Source organism: Magnetospirillum sp. LM-5, assembly GCF_902729445.1.
GTDB lineage: Bacteria > Pseudomonadota > Alphaproteobacteria > Rhodospirillales > Magnetospirillaceae > Magnetospirillum.
Genome location: NZ_CACVCE010000017.1, coordinates 1 through 26,265 on the forward strand (window position 1 = coordinate 1; position 26,265 = coordinate 26,265).

The window sequence follows — 26,265 nt, forward strand, 5'->3', positions numbered from 1 at the left end:
CCCGACGCCAACTGGAACGGTACCGACAGCTTCACCGTTGTCGTGACCGACGCCAATGGCGGCACCACCGAGCAGACCATCACCGTCAATGTCGGCGCGGTCGAGGACGAAGCGGTGGTCACCGCCGAGGGTGGCGCCGGCACCGAAGACAACGTCGTCACCGGCAGCATCAGCGCCACCGACGTCGATGGCGGCGTGGTCAGCATCGAGCTGGTGGGCGATGCCGCCCACGGCAGCGTCGAGCTGAACCCCGACGGCACCTATTCCTTCACCCCGGATGAGAACTGGAACGGCACCGACAGCTTCACCGTTGTCGTGACCGACGCCAATGGCGGCACCACCGAACAGACCATCACCGTGGATGTCGGCGCGGTCAATGACGGCCCGACCACCAGCGAAGTCAATCTGGCCGATACCGCCGAGGATCGCTCGGTGACCTTCTCGGCCGCCGATCTGCTGGCCAATGCCGACGATGTCGATGGCGACACCTTGTCGGTGGCCAATGTCAGCGCCGACCACGGCACCATCACGGCCAACGACAACGGTACCTTCACCTTCACCCCCGACGCCAATTACCATGGCGAGGTCAACCTGACCTACACCGTGTCCGACGGCAATGGCGGCACGGTCGAAGGTACGGCCAGCCTGGACGTGGGCGCGGTCAACGACGCCACCACCATGTCGGTCGATGGCGGGACGGGTGCGGAAAGCACCACCAATGCGGCCACCGTGGTCGAAGGCCAGATCAACGCGGCCGACGCCGATGGCGGCATCGTTTCGATGAATCTGGTCGAGGGCGGCAGCCATCACGGCACGCTGGAACTGGCCGAGGACGGCAGCTTCACCTTCACCGCCAGCGATTCCAACTGGAACGGCACCGACACCTTCCAGGTGCAGCTGACCGACGGCGAAGGCAACGTCACCACCCAGAATCTGACCATCACCGTCAGCCCGACCAATGACGGGCCGGTGACCAGCACGGTCGAACTGACCGACACCGCCGAGGACCGGTCGGTGACCTTCTCGAAGGCCGACCTGCTGAGCAATGCCAGCGACGTCGATGGCGACAGCTTGTCGGTCAGCAACATCGCGGCCGAGCATGGCACCATCACCGACAATGGCGATGGCACCCTGACCTTCACCCCTGACGCCAACTATAACGGCTCGGTCAACCTGACCTACACCGTCTCGGACGGCAATGGCGGCACCACCGCGGGAACCGCCCATCTGGACGTCAGCGCGGTCAATGACGGCCCGACCACCTCGGACGTCGATCTGGGCCGGGTGGCCGAGGACAACTCGATCACCATCACCAAGGCCGAGTTGCTGGAGAACGCGTCGGACATCGATGGCGGTTCCTTGAGCGCGGCCAGCATCAGCGCCAATCACGGCACCGTGGTCGATAACGGCGACGGCACCATCACCTTCACCCCGGACGCCAATTACAATGGCGAGGTGGACTTCACCTACACCGTCTCGGACGGCCAGGGCGGCACGGTCACCGGCACCGCCTCGCTGGACGTGACCGCGGTCAATGACGGCCCGACCAACAGCGGTCCGGTCGATCTGGGCGATGGGCTGGAAGACCAGTCCGTGACCATCTCGAAGGCCGACCTGATGGCCAATGCCGGTGACGTCGATGGCGACACCCTGTCGGTGGCCAACATCAGCGTCGATCATGGCACCATCGTCGATAACGGCAACGGCACCATCACCTTCACCCCTGCCGCCGACTATCATGGCGAGGTCACCTTCAACTACACGGTGGCCGACGGCAATGGCGGCACGGTGTCCGGTTCCGCCACCATGGACCTGGCCGATGTCAGCGACAACCAGGGCCCGGTGGCCGGTGACGACAATGCGGTCGACATGGTGGCCCAGGGTCCGTCCCTGACGGTCAATATCGGCGACGCCCAGATCACCGAGGGCGAGCCGGCCGCGCCGTCGGGCTTCACCGGCATCGCCGACATGGCCGACCCGACCACCGCCGCCGCGACCAACAGCTATAGCGGCAGCCTGAATTCGGCGTTCAACGGCACCAACAATGCCGACGTCGTGACCGTCGGGGTCGACAACAATTCCAGCATCAGCACCGGCAACGGCGACGATCAGGTGACCATCGGCGGCGACGTCAATGCCAAGGTCGATCTGGGCAACGGCACCAACGCCCTGGATGTTGGCGACGACGTCAACCAGACGGTCCTGGGCGGTTCCGGCAACGACACCGTGCGGGTCGGCGGCGACGTCAATGCCAAGCTCGACCTCAGCAACGGCGACAACCGCCTGCAGGTCGGCGGCGATGCCAACGCCTCGATCAGCACCGGCTCGGGCGAGGACGACATCAAGATCGGCGGCACGCTGAATGCCAGCCTGGCTTCCGGTTCCGGCAATGACGACATCCAGATCGGCGGCGACGTCAACGCCTCGATCGATGCCGGCTCGGGCAACGACAACATCCTGGTGGGTGACGACGTGTCGGCCAAGATCAGCCTGGATGCCGGCGACGACACCTTGACGGTCACCGACGACAGCTGGGCCAGCATCGATGCCGGCTCGGGCAACGACACCGTCCAGATCGGCGGCGACATCTCGGCCAAGGTCGATATGGGATCGGGCGACGACCACCTGACCATCACCGGTCAGAATCTGTGGGCCACGGTGGACGGCGGTTCGGGCACCGACTCGATCGAACTGACCGGCGTGACCAAGGCGCAGTGGGATGCCAACGCCAACGGCGTGCAGGGTTACGTCAAGAACTTCGAGAACATCAAGTTCTCGGACGGCCAGGTCATCGGCGACGCCTCGGCGTTCGACAACGGCGGTGCCGGCAGCGCCGACGTCTACGAATACCCGGTCACCATCACCGCCTCCGTCAACGACACCGATGGCTCGGAAAGCCTGTCGGTGGTGACGCTGGACAACGTGCCGGACGGCGCGACGGTGATGATGGGCGACGTCGAACTGACCGCCAACCCCGACGGCACCTATTCGGTCGAAGTGACCTCGGGCCAGTCGGTCGAGCTGACCTTCGTGTCCGACGGCCCGCTGGATCTGTCCGGCATGACCTCCTCGGTCACCTCGACCGAGGAAAATGGCGGCGACACCGCCACCACCACGGTCACCGGCGAGGGCACCAATGCCGGCGAGGCGACGGCGGATGAAAGCATCCATGTCGCCGAGGACGGCTCGATCAGCCTGAATGCCGCCGACCTGCTGTCCAACGACAGCGACGCCGACGGTGGCACCTTGTCGATCACCGGTGTCGGCAACGCCAGCCACGGTGCGGTGACGCTGAACAACGACGGCACCATCACCTTCACCCCGGATGCCAATTACAACGGCACCGCCACCTTCACCTACACCGTCAGCGACGGCCAGGGTGGCACCGACACGGCGACGGTGACGCTGAACGTCGATAGCGACGGCATCAACGAGAACGTCACCTACACCATCGATGCCGGCATCGGCGACGTTGCGGGCGGCACCAACACCGGTTCGGACTATGACAGTTCGGGCAGCTCGACCAGCAGCACCGTGACCGGCACCGGCAGCGGCAACACGCTGTATGGCGGCGCCGGCAACGACAGCGTCAACGGCCTTGACGGCAACGACAAGCTGTATGGCGGTTCGGGCAACGACTCGGTCGATGGTGGCGAAGGCACCGACACCTTGTTCGGCGGTTCGGGTAACGACCATCTGTCCGACAGCGCCGGCACCGGCGGTTCGGGCTCGGGTTCGGGCGGTCGCTCCGGCGGTCATTCCGGCGGTCGCTCCGGCGGTCGCTCCGGCGGCCATGGCGGTCACTCGGGCGGTCATTCCGGTGGTCATTCCGGCGGTCACAGCCATGGCGGCAGCTCGGGCGGTTCCGGCGGCTCGGCCGGTGGCAGCAACGACACCATGTATGGCGGTTCGGGCAACGACACCATCGAAGGCGGCAGCGGCAACGACGTGCTGTACGGCGACAACGCGACCGAGGGCAGTGGCGGCTATGTCTATGCCGACATCGACATCTCGGGCGGCGCGTCGGACGGCTCGTCTGTCACCTACTCCATCGCCGGCCTGAACGAATCCGGGGTGCAATTGCTGCAAAACGGCGTCGCGCTGACCCCCAACGCCTCGGGCGAATACTCGCTGTCCTCGACCGCGGGTCTGCAGCTCAAGGTTCCGGATACCGGCAGCCTGCACGACGTCGACTTCACCGTCAGCGTCAAGGACGCCGCCGGCAACGTCATGGCCTCGGACAGCGTCACCTTCGACATGGACGCCTATGCGGGCATGGGCTCGGGCGACGGCGCCGACGTCATCGACGGCGGCGCGGGCAACGACACCGTCTATGGCGGCGGCGGCAACGACACCATCTCGGGTGGTGACGGCTCCGACGTGCTGAATGGCGGCTCGGGCGACGACGTCTTCACCTACAACGCCGACTTCGTCAGCGACCGCAACGATGCCGATTACCAGGATCAGGGCGGCGTCAACCATGACGGCACCGACAAGATCGTCGACAGCAACGGCCTGAACGACACCAATGACAGCTTCATCGGTGGCTCGGGTTCCGACACCCTGGTCATGAGCGACGGCAACGACGCCGTTCATATCAGCGACGTCAACTCGATCGAAGTGTTCGACGCCGGTGCCGGCAACGACGTGGTTGACCTCAACTACTCGAACGGCACCACCTATGGCTCGGTGACGGTCGATGCGGGTTCGGGCAACGACTATGTCTTCGCCAATGACGGCAACGACACCTTGATGGGTGGTTCGGGCAACGACTACCTGTCGGGCAATGCCGGCAACGACACCTTGATCGGTGGCACCGGCGACGACACCCTGATGGGCGGCGACGGGGCCGACACCTTCCTGTTCGATTTCGGCGACGGCCACGACACCGTCAATGGCGGCACCGGCTCGGGCTGGGCGGACACGCTGGACCTGTCCGACGCGGTCGGCCAGACCTTCGTGGTCACCGCCGATGACGGTCATAGCTGGACCATCACCGTCGATGGCGAAAATCATGGTCAGCTGAACATCGGCCAGGACGTCGATGGCGAGGTGCACCTGACCACCGCCAACGGTGAAACCGTTGTCGACTTCGACAATCTGGAACAGATCAAGTGGTAGTCTGAACAGAGGGAGTTCACCGGCGAGGGCCTGTCCACATCACCTGTGGACAGGCCCTTGTCGGGTCAGAGCATGAACGAACCCGTCATTCCCGAGGTCCCTCCGACTCTTGGCGTCTATGCCGTCGAGGAATTGGTGGTGACCAGCGCCTTTTCCCGGGTTTTTCGCGGGCGCGACCGGTTGCTCGGACGCCCGGTGGCGATCAAGGTGTTCACCTTGAGCGAGGCCAAGGAGGAGCGCCTGCCCTATGATCGCGACGAATGGCGTCGCCGTTTCGTCGCCGAGGCCCGTCTGCTGGCGCAGATCGATCATCCCAACGTGATCCGGGTCGATGCGCTGGGCTATCTTTCCGACGGCACCCCCTACATGGTGATGCCGTGGTACGTCGCCAATCTTCGTCGCGAGATCGGCCGTGACGCCAACGATCCGGACCGCGCGGCGGCGCTGCCCGAGCCTGAGCGCCCGCGAAGCCTGACGCCCGAGCGGACGCGGTCGGTGATCAGGCAATTATGCCTGGGTCTCGCCGCCCTGCACGCCCGCGACCTGGTTCATCGTGACGTCAAGCCGACCAATCTTTTGCTGACCGCGCGCGAGAATGGCGACGTGCGCTTATGCGACCTGGGCTTCGCCCGGCGGCCGGGGTCCGGCGCCGCCTCGCGCGCCGGGGTGTGGATCGGCACGCCCGATTATTGCGCGCCCGAGCAGCGCGAGGATGCCTCACGCGTGACCGATCGCGCCGACATCTACGCCGTCGGCGTTCTGGCCTATCGGCTGCTGACCGGCGCCTTGCCGGTCGGGGCCTTCGCGCCGGTGGGGCATGCTGCCTTCGATCAGATCATCCGCGGCGCCATGGCGCCGCGACCGGCCGACCGGCCGACGGCGGTGGAATTGGCCGCCCAGCTGCACCGTCTGCAGCTCTAGACAGAGATAATGAGTAGGGGGGGGAATGGTACACGATGTTAAGGTTTCCGGCGTTAAAAGAGCCGGAGCAAAAGCATCCGCCAGCGGGGGTCGGGGAAACATGGAGCGAATCGGCAAGTACGTGGTGCATAAGGCGGCCATATCGACCGGTTATGCCAAGGTGTTCTTCTGCCACGACCCGGATTTGCAGATACCGGTCGCGGTGAAGCTTTTCAATCCGCGCGCCGCCGAGGATGGCGCCATGAGCGCGCCGCAATTGCTGGCCCGCTTCCAGGTCGAAGCGCGCTCGCTGGCTGCGTTCGACCACCCGCACATCGTCGCGGTCAAGGCGATGGAAGTCCTGGCCGACGGCCGGCCGTTCTTCGTCATGCCCTACATGCCGGCCGGCCTGACCTTCGAGATCGGCAAGGATTCCATGGTCGAGGGGGCGGCCGAACAAGACGTGCCGCGCCGCTTGGCGCTGGTCCGCGCCTTGGCGGTGCTGCGCCAGGCCTCGGCCGGTCTGATGGCGATCCACCGGCGCGGCATGGTGCACCGGTCGATCCAGCCGTCCAATCTGTTGCTGACCGCGCGCGAGAACGGTCAGGTCCGCATCGCCGATTTCAGCACCATCAAGCTGCCGGAACGCAACGCGCCGATGCCCGACCACTGGATCGGCGGGACCGAGTATTGCGCGCCGGAACAACGCGAGGCCGCCACCGCGGTCGGACCCCAGGCAGACGTGTTCTCGCTGGGTGTGCTGACTTACCGCCTGCTGACCGGAGCCCTTCCGGTGTTGGCCGACGGTTCGGTCGAGTTGCCGGCCAAGCATCCCGAGGTGCTGGTCGATCTGGTGGCCCAGGCCACCGACCCCGATCCGGCCAAGCGCCCGGCCCATGCCGGCGTTTTCCTGCAGGAACTGGCCAAGGTTCCGACCGAGGCGGTCACCAAGCCGAAAGTGTCGGTGGTGCCGCTGCGCAAATCGATGGTCATCCCCAAGAAGGCGCCGACGGCAAGCTGATCTTGCGTCGGCGGGTGGGCTCGGCCATCCTTGGCCGATGAACCGGATTTCCTCTCACATCCCCCGTGCCGCCCTGGTGACCGGCGCCGGCCGGCGCATCGGCCGAGCCATCGCCCTCGACCTGGCCCAGGCCGGCTTCGCCGTCGCCTTGCACTATTCCCGCTCGGCCGACGAGGTCGGCGCCCTGGCGGCCGAGATCGCCGGACGGGGCGGGCGGGCGGTGCCGCTCAAGGCCGACCTGGCGATCGAGTCCGAGGTCGCCCCCCTGGTCGGCCGCGCCGTCGCCGCATTGGGGCCGCTGGGGCTGCTGGTCAACAACGCCTCGACCTTCGAACGCGACGAAATCCACGATGCCACCCGGGCCAGCTGGGATCTGCATATCGAGGTCAACCTGCGCGCGCCTTTCGTGCTGTCGCAATCCTTCGCCGCCGCCTTGCCCAAGGATGCCGAAGGGGTGATCGTCAACCTGCTTGACCAGCGGGTGTGGAACCTGACGCCGCACTTCGTCACCTACACCGTCAGCAAGGCCGGCTTGTGGACCCTGACCCAGACCCTGGCCCTGGCCCTGGCCCCACGCATCCGGGTCGCCGGGATCGGCCCCGGCCCGGCCTTGGCCTCGGTCCGCCAAAGTCCCGAGCAATTCGCCGCGCAATGTGCCAGCACGCCTTTGGGGAAGGGGACCAGCCCGGCCGAGATCGTGCACGCTTTGCGCTTCATCTTGTCCTCGCCGTCCTTCACCGGCCAGATGCTGGCCCTGGATGGCGGCCAGCATCTCCAGTGGGCGGCGGGGCCGTCCGGGCTGGATGAGTAGATAAATATGCCGAAATTTTGCCTTTGGACGTCGGGATGTGCGTGAGTTTTGCACAGAGCGGTCGGGCGGGGGGCTGTAGCGGGTCGGGCGGGGGGTGTCCAGAGATATTCCAGCCAGTTTACGGAATATTTACCCTTGACTTGTGCTAACCAATTGAAAAACAACAATAGTGTTCGGATGCTCATAAAATGGGCAGTTTGATGGCAGTGAGAGGAGTCCTGGGGCCAGCCTGCCTCTACCCTGTTTTGCTAACAGACTTATCCACAGGAATCGTGGATAGAGTTTTCACACCAACGCACAGTGCGGCGAATCGCAATGTTTCCGCGGTATTACGCAGTTCCACCTATGAAACACCATGAGCGAACCGATCATCCCCCCCGTTGAATCCCCCTTGCCCGACGGGCCGCTGGCCCAGGGCGTGGCGGTGATCGCCCGCAACCTCGAGACGATGCCGTCGTCGCCGGGGGTGTACCGCATGCTCAACGCCAAGGGCGAGCCGCTTTACGTCGGCAAGGCCAAGAACCTGAAGAAGCGGGTGGTGGCCTATACCCGGCCCGAGCGCCAGACCCTGCGCATCCAGCGCATGATCGCCGAGACCATGGCGATGGAGGTGATCACCACCCATACCGAGGTGGAAGCGCTGCTGCTGGAAAGCAATCTGATCAAGACGCTGGGGCCGCGCTACAACATCCTTTTGAAGGACGACAAGTCCTTCCCCGAGATCCTGATCACCGCCGACCATGACTGGCCGCAGATCGTCAAGCATCGCGGCGCCCATAACCGCAAGGGCGAATATTTCGGCCCGTTCGCCTCGGCCGGCGCGGTCAACCAGACCCTGGCCGCCCTGCAGCGGGCCTTTCTGCTTCGCTCCTGTTCCGACCAGGTGTTCGCCACCCGCACCCGGCCGTGCCTGCTGTTCCAGATCAAACGCTGCGCGGCTCCGTGCGCCGATCGCATCGACAAGGACACCTATGAGGGATTGGTGGCCGAGGCCCGGGCCTTCCTGTCGGGGCAAAGCCAGGCCGTCCAGCAGGGTCTGGTCGCGCGGATGGAAGCGGCCAGCGCCATGATGGAATACGAAGAGGCGGCGGTCTTTCGCGATCGCATCCGGGCGCTGACCCGCATCCAGGCCCACCAGGACATCCATGCCGCCGGAGTGGTCGAGGCCGACGTGGTGGCGATGTTCCAGGGCGGCGGACTGACCTGCGTGCAGGTGTTCTTCTTCCGAAGCGGCTGCAATTACGGCAACCGCGCCTATTTTCCCCAGCATGCCCAGGACCAGGAACCGGGCGAGGTGATGGCCGCCTTCCTGGGCCAGTTCTACGCCGACAAGCGGCCGCCGGCCGAGGTGCTGACCAATATCGAACCGGCCGAGCAGGCCATCGTCGCCAGCGCATTGTCGGCCAAGGCCGGGCGCAAGGTGGTGGTGGCGTGGCCCCAGCGCGGCGACAAGCGCCGGCTGGTCGATCATGTCGCCGACAATGCCCGCGAAGCCCTGGGGCGGCGGCTGGCGGAATCCTCGGCCCAGGCCAAGCTGCTGGACGGCGCAGCCGAGCTGTTCGGCCTGGACGGGCCGCCCGCGCGCATCGAGGTCTATGACAACAGCCACATCCAGGGCACCAACGCGGTGGGCGCGATGATCGTCGCCGGTCCCGACGGACTGATGAAGTCGGCCTATCGCACCTTCAACATCCGTTCGACCGAACTGACCCCCGGCGACGATTACGCGATGATGCGGGAAGTGCTGACCCGGCGCTTCCAACGGGCTCGCAAGGAGGACCCGGACCGCGACAAGGGATTGTGGCCCGATCTGGTGCTGATCGACGGCGGCCAGGGCCAGTTGGCGGTGGCGGTCGAGGTGTTCGCCGAGCTTGGTCTGGACGACGTGGCCCTGGTGGCCATCGCCAAGGGCCCTGACCGCAATGCCGGACGCGAGCAGTTCTTCATGGAAGGACGGACGCCGTTCATGCTGCCGCCGCGTGACCCGGTGCTTTACTTCCTGCAGCGCCTGCGCGACGAAGCGCACCGCTTTGCCATCGGCACCCACCGGGCGCGCCGGGCCAAGGGCCTGCAGACCTCGCCTTTGGACGAGGTCGCGGGTATCGGGGCCAAGCGCAAGAAGGCGCTGTTGCACCATTTCGGCTCGGCCCGCGAGGTTGCCGCCGCCGGCCTGGCCGACCTGTCGGCGGTGCCCGGCATCTCGCAGGCGATCGCCAAAAAAATCTATGACCATTTTCATCCGCACGGCTAAGATGCCCGGCCATTTCCTTCGCGGTATTCGATGCTGACCAGCCTGCCCAACCTGCTGACCTTGTCGCGGATCGTCGTCATCCCGCTGGTGGTGGCCGCCTTCTATGTCGAGGGCGACTGGGCCCGCTGGGTCGCCTGCGGTCTGTTCGTCGCCGCCGCCGTCACCGACTGGTTCGATGGCTGGCTGGCGCGCCAGTGGAACCAGGTCTCGGCCTTCGGCCGATTTCTCGATCCCATCGCCGACAAGCTGCTGGTGGCGGCCGTCTTGTTCATGCTGGTGGCCTTCGACCGGGTCGGTCCGATCAGCCTGTTGCCGGCCCTGGTGATCTTGCTGCGCGAGATATTGGTGTCGGGCCTGCGCGAATTCCTGGCCGAGGTCCGGGTCGGCATGCCGGTGACCCGCCTGGCCAAATGGAAGACCGGCTTCCAGATGGTGGCGCTGGCCTTGCTGCTGGTCGGCGATTCCGGGCCGCATTGGCTGGCGGTGCGTGAAATCGGCGAGGCGGCCCTGTGGGTCGCCGCCGTGCTGACCTTGGTCACCGGCTGGGACTATCTGCAATCCGGCCTTCGCCACCTGAAGGAACAATGATGCGGCTGTTCGGCTTTTCGGGGCATTCGGGCAGCGGCAAGACCACGCTGATGGTCAAGCTGATCCCGCTGCTGACCGCGCGCGGCCTTTCGGTCTCGACCATCAAGCAGGCCAATGCCGGGTTCGACGCCGACAAGCCGGGCAAGGATTCGTACGAACACCGCGCCGCCGGCGCCGGCGAGGTGATGGTGGCGTCCGGCCGACGCTGGGCCCTGATGCACGAATATCGCGACCAGCCGGAATTCACCGAGGCCGAGTTGCTGGCCCGGATGAGCCCGGTCGACCTGATCCTGGTCGAAGGGTTCCGCCGCTGGCCGCATCCGCGCATCGAGGTGTGGCGCGAAGCGGTCGGCAAGCCGCCGCTTTATCCCGACGACCCGCTGGTGGTGGCTTTGGCCACCCCCGATCACCCGCAAGGCCTGGATCGTCCGCGGCTGGACCTTGACGACGTGGCCGCCATCGCCGACTTCCTGTTGAAACAGGTTGGCCTGCCATGAAGATCCTGTATTTCGCCTGGCTGAAAACCAAGACCGGAACGGCCGAGGAAGAGATATCTCCGCCGGCCGCCATCGCTACCGTCGCCGATCTGGTGGAATGGTTGAAGGGCCGCTCGGCCGGCCATGCCGACGCCTTGTCCGATCTGCGCCTGATCCGCGTCGCGGTCAACCAGGACCATGTCGGGCTGGATCATCCGGTCGGGCCCAATGACGAGGTGGCCTTCTTCCCGCCGGTCACCGGGGGCGGGCGGTGATCCGCGTCCAGGCCGAGGATTTCGATCCCGGCGCCGAGTTGGCCGGCTTCGCGGCCGGCAACCACAAGGTCGGCGGGATCTGCATGTTCCTGGGACTGGTTCGCGACTTCCTGGGGGCGGCACCCGACGGGGCGACCCCGGTCACGGCCATGACCCTGGAACATTATCCCGGCATGACCGAAAAGCAATTGGCCGCCATCGAGGCCCAGGCCCGCGACCGTTGGCCGCTGGAAGAGGTGCTGATCATTCACCGCTTCGGTCGTCTGGAGGCCGGAGACCGCATCGTGCTGGTGGCGGCTGCCTCGGCCCACCGCGAGGCGGCTTTCGAGGCCTGCCACTTCCTGATCGACTGGCTGAAGACCAAGGCGCCGTTCTGGAAGCTGGAACATGCCACGGGTGGCGATGTGTGGGTCGAGGCCAAGGAATCCGACGATCTGGCCGCCGAGCGCTGGGCAAAAAAGACCTAGGGTCTGTCTGGTCTAGGCTGAAGCACAATTCCTCGACCCGTCATGGCCGGGCTTGACCCGGCCATCCACGCGACTCCGCCTATCCCATTGTTTCCAATAACTTTTGCGACCAGACGCGTGGACCCTCGGGTCAAGCCCGAGGGTGACGAGAGGAAAATCCGCGTCCACCAAACTCCGACAGACTCTAGATATCAGAGTCTTGTTGAATCGCGTCGGTTCGCGGGCGTAGCATGGGCGATCGGGCCTTTCGCTTGGGACGGGCGCCTTGCGCGAAATTGATACCTCTTCGGCGGCATTGCGGGCAGCGAATGCATTCGCGCGCACGGCGGCGCTTGCCCCCGAGGCGTCGCCCATTCGTCCCGCCGACCCGGCCCGTCCCCGCTTCGAAGTGGGCGGGCGCGCCGCCCAGACCGATCCGCAAACCATCCGCCCGGCCTCAGGTCAACCGGCCGCCAATGACGACCTGCCCGCCGACCAGGGGGGCGTCTCCGCCAGGCAGGGATCGCGCGAACAGGGCGGGCTGATCGGGGCGCTGACCGCCTTCGTCGCCAAGGTTCTGGGCCAAAGGGGCGAGAGCGAGGGCGCCTCGGCCTCGTCCCGCCTGGCCGGGCAGCGTGCCTATGATGTCGCCACACTGCGGGCGAAGCCGAACACAGCGACGATCGCCCCCGAGGTGATGACGCCGTCGCTGCCGACCCTGTCGTCGGGGCGGGTTCTCGATCTTAGCGTCTAATCCCCGGGCTGTTTCTTAGAGTTATTCTTGCCTTCGCCCGAAGGCTTGGATTTGCTGCCCCGTGCTTATCTCTTTCGGATATCCACAGTGGTAATGCCAGTCGCAGACGCTCATATGTCCTCATGTAATGAACGCGCTGCGGTCGGTCCGCACAGCAATAGCGCACGCGGTAGCGCTCTGGTTGCGAGCCGCGCGATGAAATATACATGGGCGATCATGTGCTCTTTATTTATCTGCTTATGACAAGAGGACCGGTGTTCATTCTGCGGACCAATTAAGTGGTTGCTGCCGCAACAGTTCCGGACTATGGACAAGGCTGCGCAGTCAGCTCGTATACAGCGCTTTCCGTTCGCGACGACCGTTCAATCTCAGTGAAACCGAGTGCCAAAACGATGACATCAAATTCGAATCCTGCTCGGCCCGCCAATCGTGCCAACGATACCGATCGCCATGTCGGGGCGCGGATCCGCGAGCGCCGGATCATGTTGGGTTTGTCCCAGCAGCAAATGGCGGACTTGATCGGCGTCACCTACCAGCAGGCCCACAAGTACGAGCGCGGCATCAACCGCATCTCGGCGGGTCGTCTGCACGAGATATCCTTGGTTCTGGGCGTTCCTGTCGGCTATTTCTTCGAGGGGCTGGAAAGCCAGCGCAGCCCGGAATTGTCGGCGCGCCAGCGCATGTGCCTGGAACTGGCCCGCAACTTCGCCGCCATCCAGAACGAGAAGCACCAGGAAGCGCTGTCGCAGATGGCCCGCGCCCTGGCCGCCGAAGCCTAATTCCTTCCCAGGACCGCCTGGACCGTTTCCGGGTCCAGGCGGACGTCCAGCCACGACGCGCCCCAATGCAGGTGCGGTCCAGTGGCCCGGCCCGAGGCGCCGACGGCGCCGATCGACTGCCCTTTCCCGATCATCTGGCCTTCCGCCACGTCCACCCGCGACAGGTGGGCGTAGACGCTTTGCAGCCCCAACCCGTGGTCGATCATCACCGTCTGGCCGGTGAAGAACATGTCGGGATGGACCAGCGACACCTGGCCTGCCGCGACGGCGCGCACCGGCGCGCCGATGCCGGCGGCGATGTCGGTGCCGGAATGGGGGGCGCGGGGCTCGCCGTTCAGAATGCGCTGGCTGCCGAAGACGCCCGAGACGATGCCCTCGGCCGGGGCTACCGTGCCGCCCAGATAGTCGGCCCGCGGCCCGATGATGGCGCGCCGGTCTGCGACCAATTGGTTTTCCGCCTTGATGCGGGCCAGTTGCGCCGGATCGGGGGTGACCTTGGCCGGCGGCAATCCGTCGATCCTTTGGACCGGCCAGTCGCGCTTGGCGATGGACAGGGTTTGCGTCCGTCCGTCCTCGGCCAGGATCGCGTGGGGGGCGGCATCGCGGCCGAATCCCAACAGGAAGTGCCCGGTGGCATCGACCGGGACCGGACGGCCGTCAAGGGTGACCTTGGTGCCCGGACGGGTCACCCCCACCACCAGGCCGCCTTGTTCCAGGCGGCCGCTCAGGTGCGCCGCCGCCGCCGGCAGGGAAACGGCCAGGGCCGCCGCCAGAAACACCGCTTTCATTCACGCTCGCCCGACAAGTGATGGAGCGACCATGTTAGCAGACCGATCAGGACAAGGGCGCCGGTTTGATGCAGTGCCGCCAGCGAAATCGCCACCCCCGACAGCAGCGTCGAAATCCCCAGGCCGGCCTGGACCCAGGCCCAGGCGGCGGCGGCGAACATCGGGCGGCGGGCGGCGGGGCTCAGGCGCGCCAGGTGGGCCCAGGCCGCCGCCAGGTTCAGGCAGGCCAACAAGGTGAGCGCCAGCACCCGGTGGACATATTGGACGGCGGCCGGATTTTCCACCGCGTTGACCCAGGCCGGGGTCAGCACCAGCCCATCGGACGGAAACAGTCCGCCATCCATCAGCGGGAAGGTCGGATGAACCAGCCCGGCCTTCAGTCCCGCCACCAGCGCACCCCACCCGACGACGATGACGGCCAGGATGGTCAGGGCGCCCACCAGGCGCCGGGCGGTGCGCCGATCCGGCCCGGCGGCGGCCACGGGCAGACGGTCCAGCACGGTCCAAACCAGGGCGGCGAACAGGGCCAGGGCCAGCAGCAGATGGGCGGCCAGCCGGGCCGGGCTGACCTCGGGCCGGTCGATCAGGCCGCTGGCCACCATGTACCAGCCCAAGGCCCCTTGCGCCGCCCCCAGCAGCAGCAGCAGCGCCAGGCGGCGGGTCAAGGGTGCCGGCAGCAAACCACGCCAGGCGAACCAGGCCAGCGGAGCCGCGAAGGCCAGGCCGATCAGCCGGCCCCACAGGCGGTGGACGTATTCCAGCCAGAAGATGCCCTGAAAGCCGGCCAGATCCATGGTGGCGTTGACCAGACGGAATTGCGGCGAGGCGCGATACAGGGCGAAGGCTTCCTCCCACTCGGCGGCCGACAGGGGCGGCAGCAGGTGGTGCGGGTTCCATTCCACCATCGACAGGCCCGAGCCGGTCAGCCGGGTCAACCCGCCCAGCGCCACCATCACCGCCACCATCGCCGCGCAGACCGCCAGCCACGCCGTCACCGGATCGACGGGCCGCGAACGAGCGGTCAAGGGGGCGGGGGCGCAACGGGCGAACTGCAAAGGACCCTCTTGGCGTGGGGATAAGCAGGGATATTGGAAGGGGGCGGCCCCCTTGCAAGCCATTGGCCCGGACATCCGCACATGCTATGGTCCCGGCCCAAACCGCCAGACCATGGGCAAACCTTTGAGCAAACAGAAGATTTCGCTGGATCATTCGACGGTTGCGCTGATGCGCCGCCTGCTGAAGGAAGGCATGCGCCCCTATCTGGGGATGGTGATCGCCGCCGTCGCCTGCATGGCGGTGTCGGCCGGCTCGACCGCGATGTACGCCTGGTTGATGGACCCGATCATCAACAAGATCTTCGTCGCCCGCAAAGCCGAGTATCTGTGGCCCCTGGCCATCACCATCATCACCACCTTCGCCGCCAAGGCGGTGGCCGATTATGGCGAGGCGGTGCTGCTGTCCCGGGTCGGCCTGCGGGTCATCTCGGACATGCAATACCGCCTGTTCTCGCGCCTGATGGCGTTGGATGTCGCCTTCTTCGGCGTCAACCAGACCGGCAAGCTGATGAGCCGGATGACCAACGACGTGGTGGCGATGCGCTTCGCCGTCTCCAACGCTCTGACCGGCGCCGGCAAGGATGCGTCCAGCGTGTTGTTCCTGGTCGGGTTGATGTTCTACCAGGACTGGGTGCTGTCATCCCTGACCTTCTTTGTCTTCCCGCTGGCGATCTTGCCGATCTCGCGGCTGGGCAAGCGCATGCGCAAGGTCACCGCCAACACCCAGGAACAATACGGCCTGCTGTCGACCTATCTGAACCAGGCCATCCAGGGCATCCGCGTGGTCAAGGCCTATGGGATGGAGGAGTACGAGAAGCGCAAGGTCCACGATCTGGTCGAGACGCTGCACGAGCTGACCTATCGTGCCGCCCGCGTGCGCTCGGCCTCGTCGCCGATCATGGAGATGCTGGGCGGCATCGCCATTACCGTGGTGATCGTCTATGGCGGCAGCCAGGTCATCGCCCTGGCCGATGCCGACCCCAACCGGGCCGGCGCCTTCTTCTCGTTCATCACCGCCTTGATGCTGGCCTATAAGCCCTTGAAGGCGCTGGCCAGCCTGAACACCAATCTGCAGGAAGGCCTGGCCGCCGCCGCGCGCTGCTTCGAGATCATCGACACCGAGCCGGCCATCAAGGACCGCCCGGATGCGACCGACCTGGTGGTGCGCGAAGGCAATGTCCGGCTGGAAGGCGTGTTCTTCACCTATGACGGCGCCAAGTCGGCGCTGGACGGCGTCGATCTCGAGGTGCCGGGCGGCAAGACGGTGGCCCTGGTCGGGCCGTCGGGCGCCGGCAAGACCACCATCTTGAACCTGCTGCCGCGTTTCCACGACGTCACCGACGGCCGCATCCTGGTCGATGGTCAGGACATCCGCATGGTCGGCATGGATTCGCTTCGGGCCAAGATCGCCCTGGTCAGCCAGGACATCGTGCTGTTCGACGATTCGATCCGCGCCAACATCGCCTATGGCCGCTTCGGCGCCACCGACGAGGAGATCGAGGCGGCGGCGAAGGCGGCGGCGGCCCACGATTTCATCCTGTCCCTGCCCGACGGCTACGATACCGTGGTCGGCGAGCGCGGCCTGAATCTGTCGGGCGGCCAGCGCCAGCGTCTGGCCATCGCGCGCGCCATGCTGAAGAATGCGCCGATCCTGCTGCTGGACGAGGCGACCAGCGCGCTCGACACCGAATCCGAACGCCAGGTCCAGGTGGCGCTGGAACATCTGATGAAGGGGCGCACCACCATCGTCATCGCCCATCGGCTGTCGACGGTGGTCAATGCCGACGTCATCCATGTGATGGATCGCGGCCGGGTGGTGGAAAGCGGCGACCACAACGCGCTGTTGGCCCAGGGCGGCCTGTATGCCCGGCTCTACGCCCTGCAGTTCGCCGAAGAAAATAGCGGCGGGACGCCCTAGGGAGCGACGGCGATGGGGCTGGCCAAGCAGATCGGGAAAAGCGAAACCTTGCGCGGCACACTGTGCTGGCTGGTCTCGCTTTACATCCGTCTGCTCTATGCCTCGGGATCGTGGCAGGTGGTTCGCGGCGATATCCCCGCCGCCTTCTGGGACCAGGGCAAGCCGTTCATCCTGTCCTTCTGGCACGGCCGCATCCTGATGATGATGAAGTGCTGGCGGCCCGGTGTCCCCATCAGCATGCTGATCAGCCAGCACCGCGACGGGCTGCTGATCGCCCGCACCGTCGCCCATTTCGGCATCAAGACCGTGGCCGGTTCGACCACGCGCGGCGGCGGCAACGCTTTGCGCGGCCTGCTGAAGATGCTGAAGGGCGGCGAATGCATCGGCATCACCCCCGATGGCCCCAAGGGGCCGCGCATGCGGGCCAGTGCCGGCTTCATCAACATCGCCCGGCTGTCGGGCTGTCCGATCATCCCGGTCGCTTATTCGGCAAGGCGGCGCAAGTTGCTAGGGTCGTGGGACCGCTTTGTGATTCCGTGGCCGTTTTCCGGCGGTGTCTTCGTGTGGGGCGAGCCGATGCATGTCACCGCCGATTCCGATATCGAGGAATGTCGGCGCCTGCTGGAGGACCGGATGATCGCGGTGACCGACGAGGCCGACCATCTGGCCGGCGTCGAACCGGTGGCTCCCGCCGATCCGTTGCCGGAGACGGCGCCATGATCCACGCCCTTTACCGCGCCTTGTCGATCGCCGGCGGCCCGCTGATCGACGTCTTCTTGAAGCGGCGGATGTTGAGGGGCAAGGAAGACCCGGCGCGGGCCGGCGAGCGACGGGGCCTGGCCTCGCTGGATCGTCCCGACGGGCCGTTGGTGTGGCTGCATGCCGCCTCGGTCGGGGAATCACTGTCCTTGCTGCCGCTGATCGAGCGGCTTGTGGATGGCGGCCGTCTCAGGGTGCTGGTCACCACCGGCACCGTGACCTCGGCCCGCCTGATGGCCGAGCGGCTGCCCGCCGGCGCCGTTCACCAGTTCGTCCCGGTCGATCGCCCGGCCTGGGTCCGCCGGTTCCTCGACCATTGGCGCCCCGGCCTGGTGCTGTGGGCCGAATCCGATTTCTGGCCGAACCTGCTGGCCGAGATCGGCAAGCGTCATGTGCCGCTGATCCTGGTCCAGGGCCGGATGTCGGCACGGTCCTTCGCCGGCTGGAGCCGCGCGCCGGGCTTCATCGCCCGGGTCTTGGCCGACTTCACCCTTTGCCTGGGCCAGACCCCGGCCGACGTCCAGCGCCTGGTTCAGTTGGGAGCGCGCGACGCCCGGTGCCTGGGCAACCTGAAGCTGGCCGTGCCGCCCTTGCCGTACGAGCCCGCCGAACTGGCCGCCCTGAAGGCCCAGATCGGCGACCGTCCGGTGTGGCTGGCCTCGTCGACCCATCCGGGCGAGGAAGCCGTGGCCGCCCGTGTCCACCGAACGCTGGCCGAACGGCTGCCCGGCCTGTTGACCATCATCGTGCCGCGCCACCCCGAGCGCGGCCCCGAGGTGCTGGGCGAGGTCAAGGCGCTGGGTTTGCAGGCGTCGTTGCGCTCGGCCGGCGAGGCGCCCGACCGGGCGATCCTGGTCGCCGACACCATGGGCGAGTTGGGGCTGTTCTACCGCCTGGCCCCGGTGGTGTTCATGGGCAAAAGCCTGACCGTCGAGGGCGGCCAGAATCCGTTCGAGCCGGCAAGGCTGGGGGCGGCGGTGCTGTTCGGCCCGCGCATGAGCAATTTTCCCGACATGGCTCCGGCCATGCTGGCCGCCGACGCGGCCTGTCAGGTCGCCGACCAGGACCAGTTGGCCGAAGCGGTCGGCCGCTTGCTGGCCGACCCGGCGGCGGCGCGGGCGATGGGGGCGCGCGCCCTGGCCTGGGCCGAGGCCGAGGCCGGCTCCCTGGATCAGGTGATGGGCGCCCTGGCGCCGTTCATCGCGGCAGTGGAGGCCGGCGATGCGCGCCCCTGATTTCTGGCACCGCGACGGGACGCTGGCCCGATTGTTGTCGCCGCTGTCGGCGGTTTATGCCTGGGGCGGCGCCCAGAAGCTGGCCGGGGCCCAGCCGGTGCGCGCCAAGATGCCGGTGATCTGCGTCGGCAACATCGTCGCCGGCGGGGCCGGCAAGACCCCGGTGGTCGCCGCCCTGGTCGAGCGGCTGAAGGCCCGCGGGCGCCGGCCCCACATCCTGACCCGCGGCTATGGCGGCACCGAGGCCGGCCCGCGCGCCGTCGATCCGACGCGTCACGACGCCACCCGCGTCGGCGACGAGGCGCTGCTGCTATCGAGTGTGGCCCCGACCTGGGTGGCCCGGTGGCGGCCAGACGGCGCCGCCGCCGCCGCCGACATGGGGGCCGACATCCTGGTGATGGATGACGGTTTCCAGAACGGCACGCTGGTCAAGGATCTGTCCTTGGTGGTGATCGATGGCGGCTATGGCTTCGGCAATCGCCGGGTGATCCCGGCCGGCCCCTGCCGCGAGCCGATCGCCACCGGCCTGGCCCGCGCCGACGCCGTGGTGATGGTCGGCGACGACCGCACCGGCGCTGCCAGCCTGGTGGGCGATAAGCCGTTGCTGCGTGCCCGGCTGGTGCCCGGCCCCGAGGCGGCGCTGCTGCACGGCCGCGACCTGATCGCCTTTGCCGGCATCGGCCGTCCCGACAAGTTCTTCGACACCGTCGAAGGATGCGGCGGCCGGATCGTCGCCGCCCATTCCTTCCCCGACCACCATCCCTATGGCCGCGCCGACATCGAGGAATTGTTGGAGGCCGCGCGGGCCGCGGACGCCTTGGCGGTAACCACCGCCAAGGATGCGGTGCGGGTGCCGGAAGATCTGCGCGCCTTGCTGACGGTGTTGACGGTGCGGCTGGTCTGGTACGATACCGGGGCGGTGGATCGTCTGTTGGCTCCCGTGCTGGATCATCAATCGTGAGATTGTTATCGAAAACCGCCCGTCAGCGGGCCGAGGCGCTGCTGGTCCGTTTCGTCTTCGCCCTGTTCGGCCTGCTGCCGGTCGATGCGGCCTCGGCGATCGGCGGCGCCGTCGGGCGCTGGATCGGCCCGCGCCTCAAGGTTTCCAACATCGCCCGGCGCAACCTGGCCCAGGCCTTCCCCGATTGGGACCAGGCCGCCATCGAGGCGACCGTGGTGCGGGTATGGGACAATCTGGGCCGGGTTGCCGCAGAGTTTCCCCACCTCGATTATCTGATCGCCAACCGCCTGGAAATCGTCGGGGTCGAGAACATCCATGCACGGCGCGACGATGGCCTGCCCGGCCTGTTCTTTTCAGCTCATTTCGGCAATTGGGAGCTGGGGACCGGCGCCGCCGGCCGGCAGGGTCTGCCGCTGACCCTGGTCTATCGCGCCGCCAACAATCCGTGGGTGGAAGACATCTATCGCAAGGGGCGCACCGTGTCGTCGCAGGCCGGCCAGATCCAGAAGGGGTCGGAAGGTGCGCGCGAGATCATGACGGTGCTGAAGGGCGGCGGCCATATCGCCATGCTGGTCGATCAGAAGATGAATGACGGCATCAAGGTGCCGTTCTTCGGACGCGACGCCATGACCGCCTCGGCGGTGGCCCGCTTCGCGCTGAAGTTCAAATGCCCGGTGGTGCCGACCAAGGTCGAGCGCCTGGACGGCGCCCATTTCCGCCTGATCGTGCTGCCGCCGATGGACCTGCCGGACAGTGGCGACGCCCATGCCGACACCTTGGAGATCATGACGCGCATCAACGCCATCATCGAGGATTGGGTCCGCGCCGATCCGGGACAGTGGCTGTGGCTGCACAAGCGCTGGCCGGACTGATCCGGCGGCTCAGCCGCCCAGCCACAGGGCGGAAACGTCGTCGGCGAAGGTGACGCCGCGCTGTGCCAGATCCGACAGAAGTCCCGTAACGTCGCCGGCCGTCTTCAATCCGGCGGCCAGTTCCATCACGCCGTCTTCCCCCAGATGCTTGCCGGTGGGGTCGGCGGCCTCGCTCAGTCCGTCGCTGTACAGCATCAGGGCGGCGCCCTTCGGAAAGGCCAGGTCGACATTGCCGTAAACGGTGGCCCGGCGCACCCCCAGCGGCAGCGACGAGGCCGGGTGCAGGCGGGCGCGCCCGTCGGGGGTGGTCACGATCGGCGCGGTGGCCCCGGCCGAACTGAAGACCAAAGTCTCGGCCGCGGTATCGCACACCGCGTACAGCATGGTGGCGAACTGGCCACGCGGCAGGACATCGACCAGCGATTCGTTCAGCCGGGTCAGCAGCGCCGCCGGATCGGAGCCGGGGCCGCTGCCCAAGATGACGTGCAAGCGGAAGGTATTGATGGCCGCGGCGACGCCGTGGCCGGAAAAGTCGGTCAACCACACGGCGAAGCGTTGGGAATCCAGCGGGAACCAGCCCCACAGATCGCCGCTGACTTCCGAGGATGGGCGGGTCACGGCGGCAAGGTGGCGGCCATAGCGACGCACGCACGATTCCAGCTGGTCGGCCGTCGGCAGCAGGGCGGCCTGCATCGCGGTGGCGATGGCAAGGTCTTGCTGCAGGCGGTCGCGATAGGTCTTCAGGCTCTGCATCATGAGACGGTTGCGCAGATGCACGCCGACCCGGGCGGTCAGTTCGCGGCGGTCGATGGGTTTGGCGACATAGTCCGTGGCGCCGCGATCGAAGGCCCGCGCCCGGTCGTCGGAATCATTCAAGGCGGTGGTGACGAGCACCGGAATGTCGGCCCAGTCTGGATTGGCGCGGAAGCGGGTCAGGAACTCGAAGCCGTCCATGCGTGGCATCATGATGTCCAGCAAGACGATGTCCGGCATCTGCCGGGCCACCCGGTCCAGTGCTTCCACACCGTCGGCGGCGGTGTCGATGTGGCCGATCCCCTGGGTTTCCAGCAAGACGGACATCAGATCACGATTGATCGGGGTGTCGTCCACCACCAGGGCGGTGCAGTCCGAGAATTCCTGTTGGCCTTTAGGCGGCGGCATCGTCGGTTCCATGGATCGGACGCGGATTGGCGCGATGGTGCCTTGCCGCCGGTTGCGTGACAAGGCTCATGACCAAAACGGCTGGAATGAGGCCGCCCTCCACCGGTTAGTGGGCCGTTTCGGGCGTAAACGGCGGAAATGGCCTCTATTCCTTCGTCGGATCGGGGCTATATTGAGCAAGATAGGATCGGTGGGGGCCGGTCGGCGGGAAGGCCAAGGCGGAGCAGGCGATGCCGGGTTCAGCAGGGTGGGCGAGGGGACTGGCGCGGGTGGCCGCGCTGGCGCTGTTTCTGGCCGTGTCTTTGGTGCGGGCTTGGCCGGCCGCCGCCGCCGATCCGTTCGAGCGGACGGTGCTGGTGATTTCCTCGTTCGGCAAGGACTTGCCGGCGCAAGCCGCCTTCGAGCGCGGGCTGGACAAGGGGCTGTCCTTCCGTGCCGGCAAGAACCGGGTGTTCTTCGAGTTCCTCGACAGTCCGCGTCTGCCGCTCGGTCAATCCCAGCCGGCGCTGGCGCAAATGATCGAGGGCAAATATCAAGGTATTCACTTCGACGCCGTGGTCGCCTGGGCCGAGCCGGCGGCGGCGCTGGTATCGACGCTTCGGCCCCGTTTCGCCGATTCCGCTTTGTACCTGGCCGAGGTGCCCCCGGCGGCGATGGGCCGGCTGAACCTGCTGGATGCCACCGGGTACGGTTTTCCCGCCGACTTCGTCGCCTCGCTGGCCGAGGCCTTGCGCCTGACCCAGGCAACCAAGGTGGTGGCGGTCGGCGAGTCCAGCCCGATCGGCGCCACCCGCTTGCAATGGTTCCGTCAGGGCATGAAAGAGGTGGCCCCCAGGGTCGAAATCGAGGAATGGGCCGACCTGCCGTTCGGCCAGGTTCTCGAGCGGGCGGCGACGCTGCCGAAAGACACCATGCTCTTTTATCTGCTGCTGTTCTTCGACGAGAACGGTGCCAGCCAAACCCCGTTCGAATTGGCCCGCCGGCTGACCGAGAAAAGTTCGGCGCCGGTGTTCTCGCCGTGGGAAACCCTGATGGGAAGCGGTGTCGTCGGCGGCCACGTTCTCAGCGTCGAAGTCCTGGCCGAAAACATCGCCGCGGCCATCGCACGTTCCGGTCATCCGACCGGGCAAAAGCCGGCGCAGCGTTTTTCCTATGATTGGCGTCAGGTCGATCGCTGGGGGATGGGCGATCTGGTGCAAAATCCCGACGCGGTGATCTTGAACCGTCAGCCCAGTGTATTGCAGCAGTACCGCTGGCATATCGCCGTCGTGGCGTCGTTCATCCTGGCGCTGTCGATCCTGTCGGCGTTTCTGACCCGGGCGCTCCGCCTTCGGGCGCGGGCGATGGCCGAGTTGGCGGCCGAGCGGGCGATGCTGGCCGACCGGGTGCGTGAACGGACCGAGGAACTGGCGGCGTCGAACGCCGAGCTGGAACAGTTCGCCTATGCCATCTCGCACGATCTGCGCCAGCCTTTGCGCATGGTCAGCAACTTCGTCACCCTGCTGGGCCGGCAATTGGGCGACCGGCTGGACGACGAGGCCCGGTCGTTCGTCGCCTTCGCCGTCGAGGGTGCCAAGCGAATGGATCGGATGATCCTGTCGCTGTTGAAATATTCCCGCGTCGGCCATCAGGCGCAGGCCAGTGAATGGATCGAATCCAAGGATTCGCTGGATCAGGTTCTGCGGTTCCTGGGACCGGCGATTGCCGAGTGTGGGGCGAAGATATCGGTCACCGGCACCTGGCCGCGCCTGCTGGTGCCCCGCGACGCCTTCGAGCGGGTGCTGCTGAACCTGATTGGCAACGCCATCAAATATCGCCAGAAGGGGAGGACCCCGAACATCCAGATCCGCGCCGAGCGCCATCAGGCCGGGTGGTGCATCGCGGTGGCCGACGACGGAATCGGCATCAAGGATGGCGGCGAGCGCCTGTTCAAGGTCTTCCAGCGCCTGGTTCCCGCCGATGCTTATGAAGGAACCGGGGTTGGCCTGGCCCTGTGCCGTCGTTTGGTCGACCAGATGGGCGGCAATATCTGGATGGAATCGGCAGGCCTGGGCCGGGGCGTCACCTTCCATTTCACCGTTCCCGAGGCCCAGCCTTCGGCCGCATCGGCTGCGTGACAGCGCTCCCATTCCGGGCTACTGATTGTGTCGAATCGTGTGTCGATCGGAGTGGATGAATGTGCGGCTTTGCCGGATTTCTTGACCTGACGAGCCAGACGCCCGACCGGGCGGCGACCGTCGCGGCCATGGCCGGCACCTTGGTCCACCGCGGGCCGGACGACAGCGGCGTGTGGATCGACGATCGTGCCGGGATCGCGCTGGGCTTTCGGCGCCTGGCCATTCTGGACCTCAGCCCCCACGGGCACCAGCCGATGCTGTCCAAGGATGGCCGCTGGGCCATCGCTTTCAACGGCGAGATCTACAACCATGCCGACCTGCGCGGACGCCTGGAGCGCAGCGACTGGCTGGGCCATTCCGATACCGAGGTGCTGCTGGAAGCGATCAGCCGCTGGGGCCTGGACCGTGCCTTGGCCCAGTGCGACGGCATGTTCGCCATCGCGCTGTGGGACCGGGTCGAGCGGGTCTTGTACCTGGCCCGCGACCGGATCGGCGAAAAGCCGCTTTATTGGGCCGAATGCGGCGGGGTGTTCAGTTTCGGCTCGGAATTGAAGGCGCTGGTCCGCCACCCGGCCTTCGACGATTCCATCGACCGCGACGCCCTGGCCTTGTTCCTGAAATTTGGCTGGATCGCCGCGCCGCATACCATCTACCGCGCCGCCCGCAAGCTGTTGCCGGGCACCATCTTGTCGGTGCGTGGCGGCAAGGTCGCCAGCCAGACCTATTGGTCGGCCGCCGAGCGGGCCCGGGCGGTGGCGGGAAGTTTCGGCGGCGGCCGTGCCGCTGCGGCCGAGCGGCTGAACCAGTTGCTGCGGGCCTCGGTGTCCTTGCGCATGCAGGCCGACGTGCCGGTCGGCGTGTTCCTGTCGGGGGGCATCGACAGTTCGGTCACCGCCGCCATCATGCAGGATATGTCGCCCCGGCCGGTTCACACCTTCACCATCGCCTTCGCCGACAAGGGCTATGACGAAAGCCCGCACGCCCGGGCGGTGGCGGACCATCTGGGGTGCGTTCATACCGAGGTGCCGATCACCGACGACGACGCCCTGGCCCTGGTCCCCGACCTGCCGTCGATCTGGGACGAGCCTTTCGCCGACCCGGCCCAACTGCCGACCTGTCTGCTGGCGCGGGCGACGCGTCAAGACGTCACCGTGGCGTTGTCGGGCGACGGCGCCGACGAATTGTTCGGCGGCTACGGCATCTATCGCTCGTTGCCCGCCGACTGGCGCCGGCTGGAGGCCATTCCGGCCTGGCTGCGCCGACTGGCCGGCGGGCTGGACCTGATGCCGTCGGCCATGCTGAACGCCGCGGCCGGTCTGGGCCATCTGGTCGGGCGCAAGCGGCGGTCCTATCCGGGCTTTCGCGTCAAGAAGGCGTTCGAACAGGTGCGGACCGGCTCGTTGGCCCAGTTGCACGGCCAGCATTACGCCCGCTGGCGCGGCATGCCGGCCCCGGTCCTGGGCGCTGGCCGGGCGATGACGGCCTTCGACGACGGGCTTGCCGCCATGCTGGCCGATCCGTCGCTGGCGGTGATGGTGATGGATGCCCGCACCTATCTGCCCGACGATCTGTGCGTCAAGACCGATCGCGCCACCATGGCCTATTCGCTCGAGGCGCGTCTGCCGTTCCTCGACCATGCCATCGTCGAATTTGCCTGGAGCCTGCCTTTGGGCCTCAAGATCGATGGCGACATCGGCAAGGCGGTGTTGCGCGACGTGTTGTACGGCTATGTGCCGCGCGCCTTGGTCGATCGTCCCAAGATGGGGTTCGAGGTGCCGATCGGGCGTTGGCTGACCGGGCGTTTGAAGGGCTGGGCCGACGATCTGCTGGACGAGGGGCGGCTTCGGTCGCAGGGGCTGCTGAATGCCCCGATGGTATCGGCCTGCTGGCGCGACCACCGCTTAGGCGCCAAGAATTGGCAGACGGAACTGTGGCACGCCCTGATGTTCCAAGCGTGGTTCGAGAGCCGGGGGTAGG

At 66.7% G+C, this 26,265-nt stretch carries 21 protein-coding genes; 18 read left to right on the forward strand and 3 right to left on the reverse strand.

Annotation, left to right across the window (positions count from 1 at the left end):
- The 11 genes from MTBLM5_RS19120 to MTBLM5_RS08330 all read left to right on the forward strand — a co-directional run.
- Nucleotides 1-5,121, forward strand: a 5,121-nt coding sequence (locus MTBLM5_RS19120; protein ID WP_173975520.1) for a cadherin-like domain-containing protein, incomplete at its 5' end; no start/stop codon positions are given.
- A 72-nt stretch (nucleotides 5,122-5,193) separates the two neighbouring features.
- Complete coding sequence (locus tag MTBLM5_RS08285; RefSeq protein WP_173975522.1) at nucleotides 5,194-6,042, forward strand: serine/threonine-protein kinase; 849 nt, start codon at nucleotides 5,194-5,196, stop codon at nucleotides 6,040-6,042.
- Between the two features lie 100 nt (nucleotides 6,043-6,142).
- Entirely contained in the window at nucleotides 6,143-7,042 is a 900-nt protein-coding gene (locus tag MTBLM5_RS08290; protein ID WP_173975524.1) for a serine/threonine-protein kinase, read from the forward strand.
- Between the two features lie 37 nt (nucleotides 7,043-7,079).
- Nucleotides 7,080-7,853 carry an SDR family oxidoreductase gene (locus MTBLM5_RS08295; protein WP_173975526.1) on the forward strand — a complete coding sequence of 258 codons (774 nt, stop codon included), beginning with the start codon at nucleotides 7,080-7,082 and terminating at the stop codon, nucleotides 7,851-7,853.
- Nucleotides 7,854-8,208: 355 nt separating this feature from the next.
- Nucleotides 8,209-10,104, forward strand: coding sequence for an excinuclease ABC subunit UvrC (uvrC, locus tag MTBLM5_RS08300; protein WP_173975528.1), 1,896 nt, complete (start codon nucleotides 8,209-8,211; stop codon nucleotides 10,102-10,104).
- A 30-nt stretch (nucleotides 10,105-10,134) separates the two neighbouring features.
- A complete protein-coding gene (gene pgsA, locus MTBLM5_RS08305; RefSeq protein WP_173975530.1) occupies nucleotides 10,135-10,692 on the forward strand; it encodes a CDP-diacylglycerol--glycerol-3-phosphate 3-phosphatidyltransferase in 558 nt (185 codons plus the stop codon).
- Nucleotides 10,692-11,189: a molybdopterin-guanine dinucleotide biosynthesis protein B gene (mobB, locus tag MTBLM5_RS08310; protein ID WP_173975579.1), complete on the forward strand. Its 498-nt coding sequence runs from the start codon at nucleotides 10,692-10,694 to the stop codon at nucleotides 11,187-11,189. Before pgsA ends, mobB begins: the two co-directional genes overlap by 1 nt.
- Nucleotides 11,186-11,443, forward strand: a complete 258-nt coding sequence (gene moaD, locus MTBLM5_RS08315; protein WP_173975532.1) for a molybdopterin converting factor subunit 1 — start codon at nucleotides 11,186-11,188, stop codon at nucleotides 11,441-11,443. Before mobB ends, moaD begins: the two co-directional genes overlap by 4 nt.
- Nucleotides 11,440-11,910 (forward strand): molybdenum cofactor biosynthesis protein MoaE, encoded by a 471-nt coding sequence (locus tag MTBLM5_RS08320; protein WP_173975534.1) that lies wholly within the window; start codon nucleotides 11,440-11,442, stop codon nucleotides 11,908-11,910. Before moaD ends, MTBLM5_RS08320 begins: the two co-directional genes overlap by 4 nt.
- Nucleotides 11,911-12,175: 265 nt before the next feature.
- Nucleotides 12,176-12,643, forward strand: a complete 468-nt coding sequence (locus MTBLM5_RS08325; RefSeq protein ID WP_173975536.1) for a hypothetical protein — start codon at nucleotides 12,176-12,178, stop codon at nucleotides 12,641-12,643.
- Nucleotides 12,644-13,035: 392 nt separating this feature from the next.
- On the forward strand, nucleotides 13,036-13,422 hold the full coding sequence (locus tag MTBLM5_RS08330; protein WP_173975537.1) for a helix-turn-helix domain-containing protein: 387 nt from the start codon (nucleotides 13,036-13,038) through the stop codon (nucleotides 13,420-13,422).
- Here the strand turns inward: MTBLM5_RS08330 and MTBLM5_RS08335 are convergent.
- Together MTBLM5_RS08335 and MTBLM5_RS08340 are read right to left on the reverse strand one after the other, a co-directional pair.
- Nucleotides 13,419-14,210: a M23 family metallopeptidase gene (locus MTBLM5_RS08335; RefSeq protein WP_173975540.1), complete on the reverse strand. Its 792-nt coding sequence runs from the start codon at nucleotides 14,208-14,210 to the stop codon at nucleotides 13,419-13,421. The two genes, MTBLM5_RS08330 and MTBLM5_RS08335, sit on opposite strands and share 4 nt — an antisense overlap.
- Nucleotides 14,207-15,265 (reverse strand): COX15/CtaA family protein, encoded by a 1,059-nt coding sequence (locus tag MTBLM5_RS08340; RefSeq protein WP_217425000.1) that lies wholly within the window; start codon nucleotides 15,263-15,265, stop codon nucleotides 14,207-14,209. Before MTBLM5_RS08340 ends, MTBLM5_RS08335 begins: the two co-directional genes overlap by 4 nt.
- 112 nt (nucleotides 15,266-15,377) lie before the next feature.
- Between MTBLM5_RS08340 and MTBLM5_RS08345 the strand changes: the two genes are divergently transcribed.
- Genes MTBLM5_RS08345 through MTBLM5_RS08365 form a run of 5 tightly spaced genes read left to right on the forward strand, consistent with a single transcriptional unit; the run spans nucleotide 15,378 to nucleotide 21,010 of the window.
- Nucleotides 15,378-17,183, forward strand: coding sequence for an ABC transporter ATP-binding protein (locus tag MTBLM5_RS08345; RefSeq protein ID WP_173975544.1), 1,806 nt, complete (start codon nucleotides 15,378-15,380; stop codon nucleotides 17,181-17,183).
- Between the two features lie 12 nt (nucleotides 17,184-17,195).
- On the forward strand, nucleotides 17,196-17,903 hold the full coding sequence (locus tag MTBLM5_RS08350) for a lysophospholipid acyltransferase family protein (protein WP_173975546.1): 708 nt from the start codon (nucleotides 17,196-17,198) through the stop codon (nucleotides 17,901-17,903).
- Entirely contained in the window at nucleotides 17,900-19,177 is a 1,278-nt protein-coding gene (locus MTBLM5_RS08355) for a 3-deoxy-D-manno-octulosonic acid transferase (protein ID WP_173975548.1), read from the forward strand. The genes MTBLM5_RS08350 and MTBLM5_RS08355 overlap by 4 nt, the downstream gene beginning before the upstream one ends.
- The gene (lpxK, locus tag MTBLM5_RS08360; protein ID WP_173975550.1) at nucleotides 19,164-20,138 is read left to right on the forward strand and encodes a tetraacyldisaccharide 4'-kinase; all 975 of its coding nucleotides are present in this window, start codon (nucleotides 19,164-19,166) and stop codon (nucleotides 20,136-20,138) included. The genes MTBLM5_RS08355 and lpxK overlap by 14 nt, the downstream gene beginning before the upstream one ends.
- Nucleotides 20,135-21,010: a lysophospholipid acyltransferase family protein gene (locus tag MTBLM5_RS08365; protein WP_254430961.1), complete on the forward strand. Its 876-nt coding sequence runs from the start codon at nucleotides 20,135-20,137 to the stop codon at nucleotides 21,008-21,010. Before lpxK ends, MTBLM5_RS08365 begins: the two co-directional genes overlap by 4 nt.
- Before the next feature lie 9 nt (nucleotides 21,011-21,019).
- Here the strand turns inward: MTBLM5_RS08365 and MTBLM5_RS08370 are convergent, their stop codons facing one another.
- Nucleotides 21,020-22,171: a PP2C family protein-serine/threonine phosphatase gene (locus tag MTBLM5_RS08370; RefSeq protein WP_173975552.1), complete on the reverse strand. Its 1,152-nt coding sequence runs from the start codon at nucleotides 22,169-22,171 to the stop codon at nucleotides 21,020-21,022.
- 230 nt (nucleotides 22,172-22,401) lie between these two features.
- Here MTBLM5_RS08370 and MTBLM5_RS08375 point away from each other — a divergent pair, with 230 nt between their 5' ends.
- Both MTBLM5_RS08375 and asnB read left to right on the forward strand, forming a co-directional pair.
- Nucleotides 22,402-24,288 carry an ATP-binding protein gene (locus MTBLM5_RS08375; protein WP_173975553.1) on the forward strand — a complete coding sequence of 629 codons (1,887 nt, stop codon included), beginning with the start codon at nucleotides 22,402-22,404 and terminating at the stop codon, nucleotides 24,286-24,288.
- Between the two features lie 59 nt (nucleotides 24,289-24,347).
- Entirely contained in the window at nucleotides 24,348-26,264 is a 1,917-nt protein-coding gene (asnB, locus tag MTBLM5_RS08380) for an asparagine synthase (glutamine-hydrolyzing) (protein WP_173975555.1), read from the forward strand.
- Nucleotide 26,265 lies beyond the last annotated feature (1 nt).